The sequence below is a fragment of the Pseudomonas sp. P97.38 genome (assembly GCF_001269745.1).
Classification (GTDB): Bacteria; Pseudomonadota; Gammaproteobacteria; order Pseudomonadales; family Pseudomonadaceae; genus Aquipseudomonas; species Aquipseudomonas chlororaphis_E.
The window spans coordinates 308,579-325,288 of sequence record NZ_LHVJ01000024.1; the positions used below are offsets into that span (position 1 = coordinate 308,579).

A 16,710-nucleotide genomic window follows, 5' to 3' on the forward strand; every position below is an offset into this window, starting at 1 on the left:
ATGCAAGATACATTTCCAAATTGGGAATACATACCGATCTTAGCAATAAGTCTTGCTGAAATGACGGCGATTGCACAACTCCCCGACAAAGACAAAGATGAACTACTTCCGCTCTTTTCCCTGAGAGGATGGGTTAGTGCTCATCGCTTGGAAAACTCACTCAAGAAAATTGAGGAGTCCATAGGAAACCGTCCTTGGATCTCAGACATCGACGAAAAATTTCTTTCCGAAAATAAAGTATTCCTGTTCACAGGAGAATATCCCGAAAAACCCGTGTATCAAGAATTAGTGCAGCTTTTAGACCCTAGTAACAGTTATGACAATTGGTACAGTTTCATAAAAAGCCAAAAAAATGCGATCCCTTGCCTTCGACATGAAAGCCTGCAAGATATTGAGAGCCAGATTAACAAGCTGTCATCCCTTGACAGAGGGTTAGTCTTGAGGATTTGTCCAAACGAGCTAAATATTGAGAAGCATCAACGCTTGGTTACCGCTCTCAATGTTACTAAAGCGGAAAATGTTCTTATTATTTACGATCTAGGTGGGATCGACGTAAATTTCCATGAGAGGATTCCGCTTTTAGAAAGGCTGATGCTAGAAGCAAAACGCCAGATTGCAAATGTTACGATATCAATAAGCGCGTCCTCTTTCCCTTCAGGTTTTGCAGGGCAACATCGAGGAACTAACTCTATATACGAGAGAATTCTGTTTAATACAATAGCAGAAAAAGGAATCTTCAATCCTGTCGTTTATTCCGACAGAGGAAGCGCACGTGCAGAGAAACAAGATGGTGGTTCGGGAGTTCCTCCTCCTAGAATTGATTACCCATTAAAAAAAGATTGGAAATTCGTCAGACGAGAAGTTGACGATAACGCGCCAGACTCCAAAGCCAAACGCACGACTGCCTATATAGATATTGCAAAGGAAATCATCAGTGATGAATATTGGATTCCAGAGCTACGCCTTTGGGGCACCCAACAGATTGAAATAACCTCTGAAAATAATGAGTTCGGAATTTACAGCGCTCAAAAATCCACCGCAGTTCGCATCAACATCCATCTTTTCAACCAGCTTCATTACAATGCTATTGGGGATATAATTAACACCGATGAAGAGTGGGTGGATTGACCACTCTCTCATGCTACCTCGACTACACGTTTCAAATATGGGCTTAACAAAATCACATCGGATGGTCTGACACTGCCAAAAGCACAGACCTTGGCCAGGAACCTATTTGACGGCATGCTAAATCTCTTAGAAATCCCGTCTAAAAGTATGTCTTTCACATCAGATTTAGAAATCTTATTCAACCTATTTGAGACTTCGATTTTCAGCTCATACATTGCAAGGTCGGAAGGAATTATGCCGATCCGCCTAGCTAGAAGGGAGACTTCTCTCTTCGTCATAAGTTCAAGGTAATTTTGCTTAGATATATTTTTAATCAGACGCCCCTTGCGAATCACCTTTAACCCGTCCGAGGTCACCTCCCAAACCGCCACATCATCATCAGCGATAGCGAGGACCCCTTCAACGTACTTCCCAGCAACGGCAACAATGACGCGATCGAAGTATTTTCTGTACTCTTCGAGCTGTCCCGCCAATCGAAATAACGAATCTTTTTCGCTCTTAATTTCAATTGCGACCATCTCTTGATTCCGAATATAACCAAGATCTACCCTGCGAGCTTTTCTTGCCAAGTTCATCTCACTAAAAACAAGGGACGAACAATCAATCTGCCCTGTTTTCAAAAGCTTGTCTAAAACCGTCGTTTTAATCTCTTTCTCGCCCATATTTAAACACCGCTTTCATACATTTAACCAACGCAAACAACCCAATAATAAAGCATCTCTGCAGCAGACCCGAAAACAAAATATTTTCAGCATTCCTAATATTTTCAGCCCCCCCCCGAACTTTCTGGAAAATATTAATTATCCACAATATCGAAACTTAAGTATAACCTGCCTTGAAATCAATATAAAGCTAGAATTCTGCACCGCTCCAGAAAAGCCGGCAACCGCAGACGTCATCACTACTATTTCACTAGCACGCATAATATTTATAGCGCTTCTAGGTTATTCCCAAAATACAAATCCAATTCAACTCAAGCCAAAAATATTACAACTATCCAACTCCAAACAGCACGCATTTTCTATTGATACCTTTATCTAGCATGCCATGCATTACCGCCGCATAAACGAAGTACTCCCTATTACTTTGCGCAATCCGATTAAAACGAAAATCAAACAATAAGATCAATCAGAAAGCGGGGGACATGCCACGATTATGGGATGGGCCGTTTTATCAGTTAGTAAAATCGTGGGCTGCATGGTTTGAAGATATCTAGGATACGGGGGGCAGTCCAAATGAGCTTGCAAGGTGTGTAGAAAATCCAAGGCAATTCAATGAGGACCAGCCGCTTAAGGATAGAAATAGGGGTAAATAGGAGCTCAGCACGAACACAAGCTACTGAGATAATTACCATTTTTTGTATAGTTCGACTCCTGGTGCCGTACTGAACGAATGCCTCTCAACAATGCGGAATTTTTTTTCTGGCACAGAAACCCAGCCGTCAGAACATCCCCAATCAGAAACGACACCGAACGACTTTAACCCCTAACCCCCTACAAACCTGCCACCATCCAGCCACGATTGCAGCCTCCCCCACCACCCGCTACGCTCCAACCGTCGCTGCAAATTCAGCGGCCGGGCGTGAGAACCCGAGCAATCAAGGCGCAAAAGCGCCCATAATCCATCGCGGCGTTTTTTTTCGTCTGCGATGTCGTTTTATGGCGGCTATGCGTGGGAGACCTTCGGGTCTACCGGTTACCTTGATTGCCGGATTCTCACCCCGCGCATGGCTGCCACCCCAACCCGTGAGAAGGTCGGTGGCAGCTCTTTCAAGTCAAGGAGCCAGACATGCCCACCCCACAAGACTTAAAAACCCCCGGCCTAACCCCCTTCTCCTTCCACTCCGATCGCCCGCTCTTTCGCGTTACCAGCGGTGTATCCATCAGTGAAGCCTTGTCCCACGCTTCCGATTTGCTCCACGTTGCCAAACTGCTGGCCGAGGACGCGGCGATGATTCGAGGCACGGATCGTCATGCCTGGGCATCGTGTTATTTGCAGGACATGAGTAAAGCCGTCATCGATGATGTGGTGAAGGTGTTGGAAGCACCAGGGAACCCACTGGCTTAATTTCACGGCCCAGTGTCGGCTTGAACCGACTGGGGCTGCTTTGCAGCCCAGCGGGAGCAAGCTCCCTCGCCACGGAGCCGAGATTTTCAGCATTCGATTGATCGTCGCTGGTGGCAATATCCACTTTTCGTACTGAAGCTCACTCGTTTCAACTGTCCGGGCTTTCCGTGATTCGGGACCGGGCTGACTTGAACAGCGCGTTGGCGATGTCTTCAATGTCCGAAACCTGATGCAACTTGTCCAGCCATCGAGATGGAATACCCTGTTTCGAATAGAACGCACCGGCTATCTGGCCAACGATTGCAGCGGTGGTGTCGGCATCGTCACCCAGGTTGGCGGCTTGCAGCACTGCTGCCTCAAAGGAATCAGTGGACCAGAAGCACCAGAGTGCGGCTTCGAGCGAGGCAATGCAGTACCCGGTTCCTCTGATCTGGTCACGGTGCTTGTGCTTGAAGCTGCCAGAAGCGAGTTCTTTGATTGCCGGTTCACAATACTGTGTCGGAGAAAGAGCAAGCACGTCGTCTTTCTTATGACCTGCCAATGCCTTGGAAACCACCTCTGCCAACAACTGACACGACTCGATTGCCTCGGGGGCGCCATGGGTTGTGCGGGAACTTTGCTTGGTGGCCCATGCCATCGAGCTCTGGTCCGGAAAGTAGAAAAGGATGACCGGCGCCAGGCGCATGATCGAACCGTTCCCGGCTGTTTCCGGATCAATGGAACCGGCGAACGGCTCCCCAGTTTCTTGAAAGGTCATTAACGCCTGTCTCACTGTCGTCCCGATATCGAAGCATTGCCCCGTCGCACTCCAGTAACCCCAATGCCACCAATTGAGATACCGCGTCATCTGGTCCCTGGCATCGAAGCCGTTCTTCGAGAGCAGGCTTTCAGCTAGACAAAGTGCCATCGAGGTGTCATCTGTCCACTGGCCGGGGGCCAAAGCGAAAGGCCCGCCGCCGACCATATCGGTGATGGGGCTCAGGGTGTCGCGGTCGCTAAATTCCAGGGTGGTGCCGACAGCATCGCCACAAGCCAGGCCTAGTAGGCATCCGATATAACGGTCCAGCAGATTGTTCTCTGTGGTCAATGGCTGCCTCCGAAGCATTTCCAATATTCAGGAACGTGCAGTATACGGCGGAGGTCGGCTTCTGGCCGATGAAGGCCCTTACTGTCCCCTGTCATCCAAGCACCAAAGGCCATCATGCGTTGATGGCCTGGGGCAGCGTGGGCGTATCTGCGACAGTCTCGCCACTGTCAGGACTGACAGGGGCGACGAGCGGATATCGGCAAACGCTGTCGTGGCCTGAAAGGCAAAGAAGCGTCAGTTGCTCCGACGGCCCGAGGACCGTCGGAGACTGAGATCATCGACGAGGTATGAAGTAGGAGACGTTACCGATCGTCATCAACCAGACATGGGTTTTACTGTCGACAGGGGTATCGTTTCCAAACAAGAACATGGTGTACATAATCACTCCAGCCAGGGGGATAGGCCTCATACCGGAATGGGTAGAAGTTGGTCTGGCTAAGAGTATTTACAGCCGTGTGCAAAAAGCTGGGGTTAATTCCTTAACTTCAGGCAGATGATGTTCACTCTCGATGGCGGCTTCGGACCGATTGGGGCGTCGCCTGACCAAACGCGTTCTCCCCAATGCAGCGTCCTCTCATCTAATCATTCCTCCCGCCGATAGCCTTCAATAACAGCGTCGCCTGGCCCTAGGCCCCGCTGGCGCTCGACTACACTTGCCCAGAAATCCCCGCTCCAGGAGCAGTTAGCGATGAAGATCCGCACCAAGGTCATAGGTTCGGGGTTGGTCAGTCTCTCTTTTGCGTTGTTGCTCGGCGGTATCGGCTTATGGGGGCATCACTCCATGACCGAGTCCCTGGCGGAGAACGAGACCAGTATTTCCGCCATGCGCAAGCACATGGAGGCGGACATGATGCATGACGCCATTCGTGCCGATGTGCTGGCCGCGTTGCTGGTGGCGCCGGGGGATGCGCAGGGGGCCAAGGAGGTCCTGGAAGGGTTTGACGAGCATTCGCAGCGGATGCGCAAGGTGATTGCCGAGAACGCCGAGGCGAACTTGCCCGCGGATATCGCCAAGGCGATCGTCGAGTTGAAACCCCAAGTCGATACCTACATCGATAAGGCCAAGCAGATCATCGGCAAGGTGCTGGGCGGTGCCCAGGATGTGCAAGCGTTGCGGACGGAGTTCAACGCCGCGTTTTCGGTGCTGGAGGAGCGCAACGAGGCCGTCAGCGAGCTGATCGAGAACCAGGCCCAGAATGCGCGTGAGCGTCAGGATGACAGTATTCAGTCTTCAGGCTACTGGCTGATCACGACCTTGCTGGCCACCTGCGTGGCGCTGGCGCTGCTGTCGTGGAACCTGCTGAAGGCGGTGCTGACGCCGCTGAACAAGATCATTCTCAACACCCAGGCGATTTCCCAAGGGGACTTGCAGCGCTCCATGGGCGCGCAAAGCAAGGATGAGCTCGGCCAGTTGCAAGGGGTGATCGAGCAGATGCAGATCAACCTGCGGCAGATGATCGCCACCATCCGCAACCAGAGCGATGAGCTGCACGGCACGTCACGGACCTTGGGCGATACGGCACGGCAGATCGTCTCCAGCGCCGACCAACAGGCCCTGAGCGCCACCAGCATGGCCGCGAGCATGGAGCAGATGATGGCCAACATCAGCCAGATTCACCAACATGCCGACAGCGCGCGGACGATTTCGGCGCAGTCCGAACAACTGGCGAGCAGTGGCGGGCAGGTGATCCTGGGCGTGGTGGAAGGCATGAGCCGGATCGCCGAGGTGGTGAACCAGTCTTCCAGCAAGATCACCGCGCTGGACGCTTCATCCGAAGACATTCACTCCATCATCCAGGTGATCAAGAGCATTGCCGAGCAGACCAACCTGCTGGCGCTCAACGCCGCCATCGAAGCCGCCCGGGCCGGCGAGGCCGGGCGCGGCTTTGCGGTGGTAGCCGACGAAGTGCGTAACCTGGCGGCGCGCACCACCCAATCCACCCAGGAAATCACGGCGATGATCGAGCGCATCCAGTCCAGCGCCCGGGATGCCGTGGCGAACATGCAGGCGTGCGTGAGCCGCGTGGACGAGGGCGTGAACCTGGCGCAACAGGCCGGGGTGTCCATCAGCGAGATCCGCACCGGCGCCCGGCATGCCGCCGAGGTGGTGGAGGAAATTTCCCAGACCATCGCCGAGCAATCCAAAGCCAGCGACGAGATGGCCCAGCGGGTGGAGTCGATTGCCGAGCAGTCCCGGGAAAACACCCGCTCGATCCACAACCTGACGCAAACGGCGGATCAGTTGAACAACGCCGCGGGGTCGATGCAGTCTTCGGTGCAGCAGTTCAAGATCTGAGCACTCGCGGCCATCGCTGCGTTTCATCCGATTTCCCAGGGTTGGACATCGGAGCAATCAACCCGCTCATTGGGAGCGCTCCGAAACAAGCGCAGGACGTTTCGTCGCGCCCAGGGCACACCACCGTATTTATTGGCCTTGTCCACCATCATCCGGGCAAAAAACCCAAATCCTGCGTAAGCTTCTATCCATTGCCTGGCACAGGCTTGCCCTGCAAAACCGCGACAACCGTGGCAAGGTAGACGGTGATCGCCGCAGGCACTGCCTGTCCCGGGCCGAGTGCACAACAATAGCGAGCCCACTTAAGCAGAGGGCATTACCTCATGGATAGCAGAACCCTACGCAACCTCATGCGCATCGTGCAGACCGGCTCGTTGTCGGCAGCGGCCGAACATTCGTGCCTCACGGTGCAGGCCCTGGCGGCGCAGTTGAACAAGGTCGAGGAGCAATTTGGCTTCCGTTTGTTCCGGCGCTCGAACAAGGGCCTGACGTTGACCAGCCAAGGCTCGGAACTGACCCCCTTCATGGATCAGGTACTGGTGGCCACGCGCCAACTGGAGGAAAAGGTCGCGGCGCTGAAAAAACCCCGGCAACGCACGCTGAAAGTGGCGCTGAACACCACCCTGCCGGCGGAATTCAACCGGCGGATGATCGACCGGTTGATCGCCGTGTTCCCCCAGTACCAACTGGAATTCAGCTATGCGGAGTCGATGGAGAACCTGAGCAAGCTCAAGAACGAGGATTTTGACCTGGCGATCCTGATCGGCGCGCAACAGAGCAGCTTCTCGACCATCGCCATGCCGGACGTGCAAGTGCGGGTGGTCGGCGCCCATTGTGGCGACGAAGACGACTCCCTTGGCTTGCTGGGCGACAAGTTTCAGGTGCGTCCGGCCGAAGAATGCCCCTATTCCCACAGTTTCCTGCGCTTTCTCGACGCGGGCCTGGGCGAATACGGGACGAGCCAGCGCATGGTCTACTCCTGCAGTGAAACACTGACCCTGTCGTTGATCACCCAGTTGGATGGGCTGGGGCTGGTGTCCCGGGAAGCGGCGCTGCGCAATGGCCTGGCGATTTTCCCGGACTTCGAGGATTTCCTCGAGGTGCGCCTGGCGGTGAACAATCCCGAGTTGTCTGGCCAGGCGCTGCATGACGTGGTCGACCTGACGCTACAGGAACGAACCGAGCGCGATGTACGCCGCCGTGCCCACCGCCACACTGAGAAACAGGTTGCGGCTGAAGTACGCACATAACAGCGTCGGAATCGCGGCGTAGAACTCCGGGCGGTCGAGTTGTATCTGCTGATCCTTGATCAACAGCGGGGTGAGGCTGATGGCAGCGACGATCGCCACCGGCAGGTACTCAAGGGCACGGGCGATGAACGGTGGCCAGTGCTCGGTATTGACCTGCAACGGCAGTGCGCGCGGCAGGAAGGTCACGGCCATCATCAGCGCCACGACCAGGATCAGGAACGTTTGGTCAGGCATACGCCCACCCCGCAGCCAACGAACGTGGCAATGAAGACATTGAACGGCGAACTGCCCAGCAGGCTCAGCGCGCCCATGCAGGCCACGGCGGCCAGGGCAGCGATCAGCTTGTTACGGGTATTGCACAGCGAGACCAGGACGTAGAGCATCATCGCGGTCAGGGCATAGTCGAGCTGGTACTTGATCAGATGCGCCGCGTACTGCGCGCACACGGCCCCCAACAGGCCGCCCAACACCCAGGAGGTGTGGCAAAACAGGTTGAAGCCAATCAGGTAGCGCAAGCTGACCGGCGCCCCGCTGCCCAGCTTGACGCTGTGAAAGGCGAACGATTCGTCCGTCAGCCCCGCCGCGTAGCACCAGCGCTCGAAACGGCTCAGCCCCAGCGCACGCAACGCCTTGGCCATGTACACCGACATCAGCATGTGCCGGGCGTTGATCAGGAAAGTGGTGAGCACGATGGTGGTGAGTGACGCACCGCTGGAAATCAGGGCCAACGCGGCAAATTGCGACGCGCCAGCGTAGACGAACAGGCACATCGCCACCGGCAGCCACAGAGGCAAGCCGGCGTTGACCGCCATCAGACCGAACACAAACGAAACCGTAAAATAACCCGCTACCACCGGACTGGCTTCAGCAAAGGTACGCGAGGCTTGTGGTTCGACCGCCAGCGGCTGGCTGGAAGTCTTGTTCATAAATCCCTCTCGAAGGTGATCTCGCCCCGGGGTTCGCAAAAACCCTGGGCCGCCCAGAAACGCTTGCCGGCCAGATTAGCATCGTCGACAAAAAGGAACATGCGCAGCACGCCGACCCGCTTCATGTCGGCCGAAGCCGCTTCCACCAGGCGCTGGCCCAGGCCCTTGGTGCGATGCAACGGGCTGACCGCCAGGTGATTGATCGTGCCACGGGTACCCAGCATGCCGCCGATCACCGCGCCCACGACCTCGCCGGCCGTATCGACGGCCAGGTATGCGGTGGTGGTTTCTTGCAGCAACACCCCCCGCAGGAACCGGGCATCCTGCCATTCGCAGAACGACACTTCGTCGAACCCGCGAAAAAAACGCTCCATTCGTTCGGCATCCCTGACCATGGCCCGGCGCAACAGGACCTGCTGCGCCGGATCTTCCATGGGTTCCAACCATTCAGCGAACAATGTCGAAAGCGGTCCCGGGCCGCGAGAAGGAAATCGCCAGGATCTGCCGGTAGGCCATTTCATGGCTGTGGACGTTACGGGCCGGGGTCACGTAATGGCGCATGTCGCGATCGAGGAAGAACGTCGTGTCGAGGATGTCCTCGTAGGTCGTCGCCGCCAGTTGTTCTTGCTGGGCGGTGTACAGACGGCTTTCGGCGCCCGCTACATTGTTCCGGCCCCAGAAGTGCACGCCGCTGAACGGATAGCCATCGCAGTGGATGCCTTCGGGGGTGATTTCCAGTTGCTTGCCTGGCTTGATCTCGATGCGGATCTGATGGATCTGGCATTGCCAGATTTCATCGTGCAGCTCCGGGGGCAGGACGTTCTTGTACACCTCGAAGTCCGTGTCGATCAGGCTGCGCATCACCGGCGAGTTGATGACTTCATTGGAGAAGTCCTGGAAATGCCGCTCCAAGCCGCCGACGTAGCTGTTGTTGGCCTTGGACTGGATATAAGCCCGGTGCTCGAGCTGCTTGAGCTCGCGGGTGGTGGGGTTGTATTCAAAGTCACTGTAGCGGCGAAAACGCATGCCTGACTCGGCCTGGCCGTAGTAGCTGTCGGGCTCCATGTTTTCCCAGCTTTTGGTCAGCCGGACAAAATCGCCGAAATGACCGTAGAGGTTGAAGTCGCCACCGCGAACATTGACGTATTTGTCACGTCTTAGCGCTTCGCCCACTTCCCTGTTCAGAACGATCATTTTTCATAGGTCTCCACTGCATTGAGCGGCCTAATCTAGTAGGTGCAGGATTTACGTCCATGAGAAAGAATTTGAGGCATTTCAAGCCGTGCTTGAAACGAAGGCAGAAGTGAAATTAGTAGGACTTTTTCTCGGGTAAAAAGCGCGTTTAAAGGGTTTTTTTAACCCGATCCCGCCCAAAAACACCCGAACCCGAGAATGGGCTTACCCATAAAAATGACGAGGGAGCGTGCTCCCGCCTGCCTGCACGACACCCCAGACGGGGTGGTGATGCAAACCGGCGGGAACACGCTCCCTCGCCACGCTACAGGACCAGGTATCAGGCCCTGGTCACGCCATCAGAAGACGTTGATCGGGTAATCCACGAACACCCGCAGCTCGTTGCCGCTGACGTTGTATTCGCTGGACTTCTGCGACACGCGCAGCACCGAGCTGCGCAAGCGCACGCTCAAGTCCTTGGCCGGGCCACTTTGGACCACGTACTTGAACTGGTTGAAGATCTCGCGCTCGGTGCCGCCTTCGCTGGTGGACGTGGTGATGTTGTCGCCACGCACGTAGGCAACGTTGTAGCTCAGGCCGGGTACACCGAAGGTGGTGAAGTCCAGGCCGTAGCCCAACTGCCAGCTGCGTTCGTCTTCGGCGTTGAAGTCGGACCAGTAGGAGTTCGCCAGGTAGATGGTATTGCCGCCGTCGCCCACGCGGTTCTGGCCGCGCTGGTAGCCGCCATAGGCGTAGCCGAGGTTGCTGTCGCCGGTGCTGCGCTGGTGAGCGAGGGTGAAGCTGTGCGGGCCAGTGGCGAAAGTGGCGGCCAGGCTCCAGATCTTGTTGTCATCGCCCGTAACGTTGTTTTCACGCACGTAGCTGTTGTCCAACTTGGTGCGGTAACCGTTGAAGTCCAGGGTCAGGGACTGATCCTTGGCCAGCGGGAACACGTAGTTGGCGTTCACGTACTGCTTCTTCAACACATCTTCGACGTCCGAGGCGTAGAGCGATGCCTTGAACTGCTCGGTGAACTGATAGCTGCCGCCCAAGACGTTGATCGACTTCAAGCCGCCACTGTCACGGCCTTCAGCGCTCTTGCGCGACTCGGCGGTGAAACGGCCGGCATTGAGCTCCAGACCCTTGATCTCCTTGGAGGTGATCAATGTACCGGTGTAGCTTTCCGGCAGCAGGCGCCCGTTGTCGTAGCTCAGCACCGGCAGGGCCGGCATCTGGTCGCCGTAGGCCAGCACGGTGTTGGAGACGCGGAACTTGACCGCAGCACCGAACTTGGACAGATCATCGGCGGCGTTGCCGCTGTCGCCCTGCTTGAAGAAGTCGATGCCCTGTGCGCCGCTGCGGCCCTTGCCACCGTCCAGGCGCAAGGCGTACAGGCCGAATGCATCGACGCCGACGCCCACGGTGCCCTGGGTGAAACCGGACGAGAACGTGCCGATGACCCCTTGGCCCCATTCGGCCTTGTCCTGGTTGCCGTTCTTATAGTCGCGGTTGATGTAGGCGTTGCGCAGCAGCACTTTCAGGCTGCTGTCTTCGACGAACCCCTTGGACTCGGCCTGGTCGTTGGCCATGGCCTGCGTCGTGCTCAAAATCCCCAGTGCGATCAAACCGATGCGCGTGTTCAACATGATTATTTTCCTTGTATGGGTTGATACGCACTGCGACCGGCAGCCGAAACGGCGCTTTTTGCGCTCTTTTTCGGACTCTTGCTCCTGAAATAATGAAAAGGCCCGCCCACGCGTCAACGTGTCGGGCCTTTTTATTATTTAAGAGTCATGGCTGTTAGCCACAGGCGTGGGGCGAATCCTAGTCGCGCCCTCGATAACGTGTCAATTTCGTGAATCGTCTGTCATTAGGCAAAAAATGTCTAAGAACCACTCAAGACGAACAGCCGTCCAGACCGCAGACCAGCGCCGAAGCCGCCGACTGGGTAAAAAACGGCGGGCATAAAAAAAGCGCTGCCATCCCGGCCAGCGCTTTTTATCAATCCTTCGAATTCTATCCTTGCATGACATCCCACAGCGCTTGCAGCTCGGCCTCGCTGAAAAGCCCGGCCGGGTAGCGCTCCACGATCATTCGGCGTGGATCAGGTTCCCTGACCTGACGCGTTCCGTTGGACTTCAACCACTGCGCCAACGCTTGAAGCGACTCACCATTGACGGCCAAGGGATGGCATGTGCGCTCGCTTATCATATTCATTCCAGCGCCCTCTCCTGGTCGATGAGCGGCCAATTTATCCAAGGTTTATGACAAAACAACTCAGTTCTCTCCCCAGAACTGCGAGAGCACTGATACAAGAGGTATGCCAATGTATCCGCGGTGCCAATAAACAGGCACAAAAAAGCCCGCGCGCCCAATCGGGCCGCGGGCTTGCCGGGATGGATCCAAAAGCGCCGGTCTAGAGCCGGCGCGGTGGATGTCACCGCGCTGTTACATCGCCACTCATTTTGTCCGCGCAGCGGGCTGTTGTTGGGTAAGGCAATGGATATTCCCGCCCCCCAGTAACAGTTCGCGCCCTGGCACCATGACAACTTCGTTCTGCGGGAACAGCTTCTGCAGGAGCTCCCGAGCCGGGGCATCCTGCGGATCGTCAAAACTCGGCGCAATGATGCCGCCGTTGACGATCAGGAAGTTCACGTAGGAACCGGCCAGCCGTACGGTCGGGTTGCGTTCCTGGGAGCCTTGCGCCGCGTCCACGCCAGCGCACTCTTCTTCAGTGGCATACAACGGGCCAGGGATCGGCATCTTGTGCACGATGAACGGGCGCCCCTTGGCGTCCGTGCTGTCTTGCAGCACATTCATGGCGGCGTGACAACGGCTGTAGTTCGGGTCCTGCGGGTCGTCAGTCCAGGCGAGCAACACTTCGCCGGGGCGCACGTAGCAGCAGAAGTTATCCACATGGCCGTCGGTCTCGTCGTTGAACAAGCCGTCGGGCAGCCAGATGATCTTGTCCACCGCCAGTTGCGCACTGAGCACCGCCTCGATTTCCTCGCGGCTCAAGTGCGGGTTGCGATTGCGGTTGAGCAGGCATTCCTCGGTGGTGATCAACGTGCCTTCGCCATCGACGTGGATCGAACCGCCTTCCAGGACAAACCCTTCGGTGCGATAGCGCGGGCTGCGTTCGATCTCCAGGACCTTGCTGGCCACTTGCGCGTCACGGTTCCACGGCGCGTACAGGCCACCGTCGAAGCCGCCCCAGGCGTTGAAATCCCAGTCGACGCCGCGCACCTCACCGCTGTTGTTGATGACGAACGTCGGGCCGGTGTCGCGAATCCAGGCATCGTCGCTGGACATTTCCACCAGGCGAATATTCGGCACGTCGAGGCGCGCCCGGGCATTTTCGTATTGGGCCGCGGACACCGCCACGGTCACCGGCTCGAAACGGGCGATCGCCTTGGCCACCGCGATGTGAGCCGCCTGCGCGGGCTTGCCGCCCAGGCGCCAGTTGTCCGGGCGCTCGGGCCAGATCATCCAGACCTGGGTCTGGGTCGCCCACTCGGCCGGCATGTGGAAACCATCCGCGCGAGGCGTGCTGTGCAAAGTTGTCATGAATCAGGACTCCGCTGAGTCATCGAGGGCAATGGGGGACGTTATAGACGATAAAAATCGGCATTAAAAGCGTAAGCCATCTGAAATAGCAAAATAAACGCAACTCAATGTCGACAAAAATCGATAAACCACTGAAAACCCCATGGGAGCGAGCCGGCTCGCAAAAGCGCTGCCTTCGCGAGCAGGCTCGCGCCCACAAGGGTTACCGGCGTACGCGCTTAGAGCCCTTCATCCAGCACCTTCTCCAGCATGTCGACGAAGAAATCCACGCTCTGACGGGTGGTCACCATGGGCGGCTTGATCTTGAGGATATTCAGGTAGTCGCCGGTCGGTTGCATGAAGATCCCCAGCTCGCGCAAGCGATTGCACAGCGCCGTGGTTTCTTCGGTGGCCGGTTCCAGGGTGGCGCGGTTGCGGATCAGTTCCACGCCCAGGTAGAACCCCGAGCCGTGCACCGCGCCGACCAACGGATAGCGCTCGATCAAGGCTTCGAGGCGCGCCTTGAAATGCCCGCCGACCACCCGCGCGTTTTCCCAGAGGTCTTCCTCTTCCATTACGTCCAGGACGGCCATGCCGATGCGGCAACTGACCGGGCTGCCGCCGGCGGATGAGAAGAAGTAACCCTCGGCCTCCAACGCCTCGGCGATTTCCCGGCGGGTGATGACCGCGCCCAGCGGCTGGCCGTTCCCCATGCCCTTGGCCATGGTGATGATGTCGGGCACCACGCCCTGCTCTTCGAAGCCCCAGAAAAACTCGCCCATGCGCCCATAGCCGACCTGCACCTCGTCAGCGATGCACACCCCGCCGCGCTCGCGCACCAACTCGTAGACGCGCTTCAGGTAACCGGGCGGAAGGGCAATGCCGCCGGCGTTCCCGTAGACCGGCTCACAGATGAAACCGGCCAGTTGGCGCCGGCTTTCGGCGATTTTCGCCAGGTTGTGCTCGACGCTACGTACGTAGTCCGGCGCGCTGTCAGGGCCCCGGAACTCACCGCGATAGGTGTTCGGTGCGGTGACCGGGTGCACCCAGTCCGGGCGGCTGCTCAAGGCCTGGGGGTTGTCGGCGATGGACGTCGACACCGCATCGGCCGCCACCGACCAGCCGTGATAGGCCTCCAGCACGCTGAGCATGTCGCGCCCGCCGCTGTAGGCCCAAGCCAGGCGGATCGCCAGGTCATTGGCCTCGGTGCCGCTGTTGACCAGGAACACCCGGTCCATGTTCGAGGGTGCCAACGCCAGCAGGCGCTCGGAAAACTCGGCAATCGCCGCATAGTGAAAGCGCGAGTTGGTGTTGAGCAGCGACCACTGCCGCGCGGCCACCGCCGCCATGCGTGGGTGACCGTGCCCCAGCACCGCGACGTTGTTGAGCATGTCGAGGTACGAACGCCCCTGCATGTCGATCAAGTGGTTGCGCCAGCCGCGCTCGATGCGCGGTGGGTCGACGTAATAATGCTTTTGCGAACGGGCGAAGCTGGCGTCCCGGCGAGCCAGCAGTGCCTCGGGATCGATCTCCGGCTCGGCATCGCAAGCCAGACCCAGCAGCGCCGCAGGCGAAGGGCACAGCGCCTGCCAGGCCGCCGCCCTGGAGGGCGTGCAGAACAGCGGTGGATTCAACCCGGCGCCCCGGCACAATTGCACCCGCAACGGTCCGCTCACCTCGCCCAGCACCTGGCCCTTGACCAGCGCCGCGCCGGCATGCAGCGGCGAGGTCACGCCCCACAGCCGCAGGCTCAACGATGCACCGTCCAATTGCAGGAGGCCGTCGGCGCCGAGGTGCACGACCCCGGCGAACGGCGATTCGAGCGGCGAGCCCTGCGGGACATTCAGCTCCACGTGCAACGGATACGTATCCGGCTCGACGGCGCTGTCGGGCCGCGTGCGGGACAACCGATACTGGCCGTAGCGGCTGGCAGCCAGCCCATGAACAGCGGCAGCCTCGCTCAACAGGCGCTGGTCGATGCCCGGCTGCTCCCAGTTGCCCGCCTCGAAATGCGGGCTCAGCACGCCCAGGTCGATCAGCGCGAATTCACGCCCCACCAGGGTCGGCAGCAGCGGCGCAAAGCCTTCGCTGGCGATGGGCGCCAGGTTGTGGCCGACGGCGCTGAGAATCGCCGCCTCCATCAGGTCGAGGGGCACCGAGTGGGCGACGCGGAAAATTTCCCACTCATGGGCCAGGTTGTCGCGGCTGTATTGGTTACCCGGATCGATGGCGACCTGCTGTTCACCGCTGAGCACCAGGACGGCCGCTCGCGCGACGATCAGCGGCCACAGCGCCAACAGTTCTTCGCGCTGCAACGGGTTGACCGCGTGATAAGCCTGGATCGCCGGCAGGATGAAAAACGGATCGCCATCGGCGTGGTGCAGCAGGGCCGCACAGGTCACCGACAGGTCCGTGATGCGCCAGGTGCGGACCAGGTCGCCAAAATCGATGACGCCCTGCAATTGCCACTGGCGCTGGGCATCCCGCTGCCAGACCACGTTGTCATCGGTAATGTCCATGTGGATCGCCTGCACCGGCAGGCTGGCCTTGAGCGGTTGCAAGCGACGCTCGGCCTGTTGCGCGATGTCGGCGATCAGGCTGCGCTGCGCGTCATCCTGGATCACCGGCAGCAGGTGTTCGATCAGGGTGTGGGCGTGGCGGGCATCCCATTGCAGGGTGCGCTCCAGGCCGGCATGGTCGAACGTGGCCAGGGCCTGGTCGATCTGTGCACACAAACGCCCCAGCCCTTTCACCAGGCCAGGCTCCAGGTGCTTGAACTGCGTCAGTGGCTGGCCGTCGATGTATTCCAGCAACCGGACATGCACCCCTTGCCCCTCGACGTCGAGCGTCAGGAGGTCCTGGCCATTGTTGGCGGCAATCACCCGCGGCACTTTCACTGCGCCGTGGTCGGCCAGACGCCTGAGCGCCGCATGTTGGGCCTCAAGCTCCCGCACCGCGTAATCACCGTGGCAGATCTTCAGCACGAACCGCCCGTGCCCGGTGTCGACGCGGTAATTGAGGTCTTGCTGGCTGCCAAGGGGTCGCAGGTCACCGCTGAGTCCGTAATTTGCGCGCAACAGCACCGACACCTGTGCGGCGCTGATCTGTGGGCTTGGCAAACTGGCACGGTGAACCAACGTAGCGAGCGGCATACAACAACCCCTTAGGTGGTTTTATCGGATGCCTATCACGCCACTGAGTCGGGGGATAAGCAACCCCCTGGTGAGTTGAAAAGCG

At 58.0% G+C, this 16,710-nt stretch carries 14 protein-coding genes; 4 read left to right on the forward strand and 10 right to left on the reverse strand.

The features are described 5' to 3' along the window. The gene (locus AD664_RS19330; protein WP_053148724.1) at window positions 1–1,128 is read left to right on the forward strand and encodes a beta family protein; all 1,128 of its coding nucleotides are present in this window, start codon (window positions 1–3) and stop codon (window positions 1,126–1,128) included. 8 nt (window positions 1,129–1,136) lie between these two features. Here AD664_RS19330 and AD664_RS19335 read toward each other — a convergent pair whose 3' ends face one another. Then, a complete protein-coding gene (locus AD664_RS19335) occupies window positions 1,137–1,790 on the reverse strand; it encodes a sce7726 family protein (protein ID WP_053148727.1) in 654 nt (217 codons plus the stop codon). Window positions 1,791–2,916: 1,126 nt separating this feature from the next. Between AD664_RS19335 and AD664_RS19340 the strand changes: the two genes are divergently transcribed. Further along, window positions 2,917–3,195, forward strand: a complete 279-nt coding sequence (locus AD664_RS19340; protein WP_053148730.1) for a DUF3077 domain-containing protein — start codon at window positions 2,917–2,919, stop codon at window positions 3,193–3,195. 148 nt (window positions 3,196–3,343) lie between these two features. Here the strand turns inward: AD664_RS19340 and AD664_RS19345 are convergent, their stop codons facing one another. Continuing rightward, window positions 3,344–4,282: an ADP-ribosylglycohydrolase family protein gene (locus AD664_RS19345; protein WP_083454228.1), complete on the reverse strand. Its 939-nt coding sequence runs from the start codon at window positions 4,280–4,282 to the stop codon at window positions 3,344–3,346. 688 nt (window positions 4,283–4,970) lie between these two features. Here AD664_RS19345 and AD664_RS19350 point away from each other — a divergent pair. Both AD664_RS19350 and AD664_RS19355 read left to right on the forward strand, forming a co-directional pair. After that, the gene (locus AD664_RS19350; RefSeq protein ID WP_053148736.1) at window positions 4,971–6,578 is read left to right on the forward strand and encodes a methyl-accepting chemotaxis protein; all 1,608 of its coding nucleotides are present in this window, start codon (window positions 4,971–4,973) and stop codon (window positions 6,576–6,578) included. 323 nt (window positions 6,579–6,901) lie between these two features. Next, the gene (locus AD664_RS19355) at window positions 6,902–7,828 is read left to right on the forward strand and encodes a LysR family transcriptional regulator (protein WP_042730489.1); all 927 of its coding nucleotides are present in this window, start codon (window positions 6,902–6,904) and stop codon (window positions 7,826–7,828) included. Here the strand turns inward: AD664_RS19355 and AD664_RS19360 are convergent. The 8 genes from AD664_RS19360 to AD664_RS19395 form a co-directional block, all read right to left on the reverse strand. Next, complete coding sequence (locus AD664_RS19360; protein ID WP_042730488.1) at window positions 7,745–8,062, reverse strand: AzlD domain-containing protein; 318 nt, start codon at window positions 8,060–8,062, stop codon at window positions 7,745–7,747. The two genes, AD664_RS19355 and AD664_RS19360, sit on opposite strands and share 84 nt — an antisense overlap. Next, a complete protein-coding gene (locus AD664_RS19365) occupies window positions 8,041–8,754 on the reverse strand; it encodes an AzlC family ABC transporter permease (RefSeq protein ID WP_047736192.1) in 714 nt (237 codons plus the stop codon). The genes AD664_RS19360 and AD664_RS19365 overlap by 22 nt, the downstream gene beginning before the upstream one ends. Continuing rightward, window positions 8,751–9,188 carry a GNAT family N-acetyltransferase gene (locus AD664_RS19370; RefSeq protein ID WP_172679742.1) on the reverse strand — a complete coding sequence of 146 codons (438 nt, stop codon included), beginning with the start codon at window positions 9,186–9,188 and terminating at the stop codon, window positions 8,751–8,753. The genes AD664_RS19365 and AD664_RS19370 overlap by 4 nt, the downstream gene beginning before the upstream one ends. A 13-nt stretch (window positions 9,189–9,201) precedes the next feature. After that, window positions 9,202–9,948 (reverse strand): 2OG-Fe dioxygenase family protein, encoded by a 747-nt coding sequence (locus AD664_RS19375; protein ID WP_042730486.1) that lies wholly within the window; start codon window positions 9,946–9,948, stop codon window positions 9,202–9,204. A 338-nt stretch (window positions 9,949–10,286) separates the two neighbouring features. Further along, window positions 10,287–11,573: an OprD family porin gene (locus AD664_RS19380; protein WP_053148739.1), complete on the reverse strand. Its 1,287-nt coding sequence runs from the start codon at window positions 11,571–11,573 to the stop codon at window positions 10,287–10,289. Window positions 11,574–11,943: 370 nt separating this feature from the next. After that, window positions 11,944–12,144 (reverse strand): hypothetical protein, encoded by a 201-nt coding sequence (locus tag AD664_RS19385; RefSeq protein WP_047736193.1) that lies wholly within the window; start codon window positions 12,142–12,144, stop codon window positions 11,944–11,946. 243 nt (window positions 12,145–12,387) lie between these two features. Further along, a complete protein-coding gene (gene aguA, locus AD664_RS19390) occupies window positions 12,388–13,494 on the reverse strand; it encodes an agmatine deiminase (RefSeq protein WP_053148742.1) in 1,107 nt (368 codons plus the stop codon). Window positions 13,495–13,712: 218 nt separating this feature from the next. After that, entirely contained in the window at window positions 13,713–16,625 is a 2,913-nt protein-coding gene (locus AD664_RS19395; RefSeq protein ID WP_053148744.1) for an aminotransferase, read from the reverse strand. Window positions 16,626–16,710: the final 85 nt, after the last annotated feature.

Coding starts and splice junctions, on each gene's coding strand:
- AD664_RS19330 (WP_053148724.1), top strand. CDS start 1: ATGCAAGATACATTTCCAAATTGGGAATACATACCGATCTTAGCAATA.
- AD664_RS19335 (WP_053148727.1), bottom strand. CDS start 1,790: ATGGGCGAGAAAGAGATTAAAACGACGGTTTTAGACAAGCTTTTGAAA.
- AD664_RS19340 (WP_053148730.1), top strand. CDS start 2,917: ATGCCCACCCCACAAGACTTAAAAACCCCCGGCCTAACCCCCTTCTCC.
- AD664_RS19350 (WP_053148736.1), top strand. CDS start 4,971: ATGAAGATCCGCACCAAGGTCATAGGTTCGGGGTTGGTCAGTCTCTCT.
- AD664_RS19355 (WP_042730489.1), top strand. CDS start 6,902: ATGGATAGCAGAACCCTACGCAACCTCATGCGCATCGTGCAGACCGGC.
- AD664_RS19360 (WP_042730488.1), bottom strand. CDS start 8,062: ATGCCTGACCAAACGTTCCTGATCCTGGTCGTGGCGCTGATGATGGCC.
- AD664_RS19365 (WP_047736192.1), bottom strand. CDS start 8,754: ATGAACAAGACTTCCAGCCAGCCGCTGGCGGTCGAACCACAAGCCTCG.
- AD664_RS19370 (WP_172679742.1), bottom strand. CDS start 9,188: ATGGAAGATCCGGCGCAGCAGGTCCTGTTGCGCCGGGCCATGGTCAGG.
- AD664_RS19375 (WP_042730486.1), bottom strand. CDS start 9,948: ATGATCGTTCTGAACAGGGAAGTGGGCGAAGCGCTAAGACGTGACAAA.
- AD664_RS19380 (WP_053148739.1), bottom strand. CDS start 11,573: ATGTTGAACACGCGCATCGGTTTGATCGCACTGGGGATTTTGAGCACG.
- AD664_RS19385 (WP_047736193.1), bottom strand. CDS start 12,144: ATGAATATGATAAGCGAGCGCACATGCCATCCCTTGGCCGTCAATGGT.
- aguA (WP_053148742.1), bottom strand. CDS start 13,494: ATGACAACTTTGCACAGCACGCCTCGCGCGGATGGTTTCCACATGCCG.
- AD664_RS19395 (WP_053148744.1), bottom strand. CDS start 16,625: ATGCCGCTCGCTACGTTGGTTCACCGTGCCAGTTTGCCAAGCCCACAG.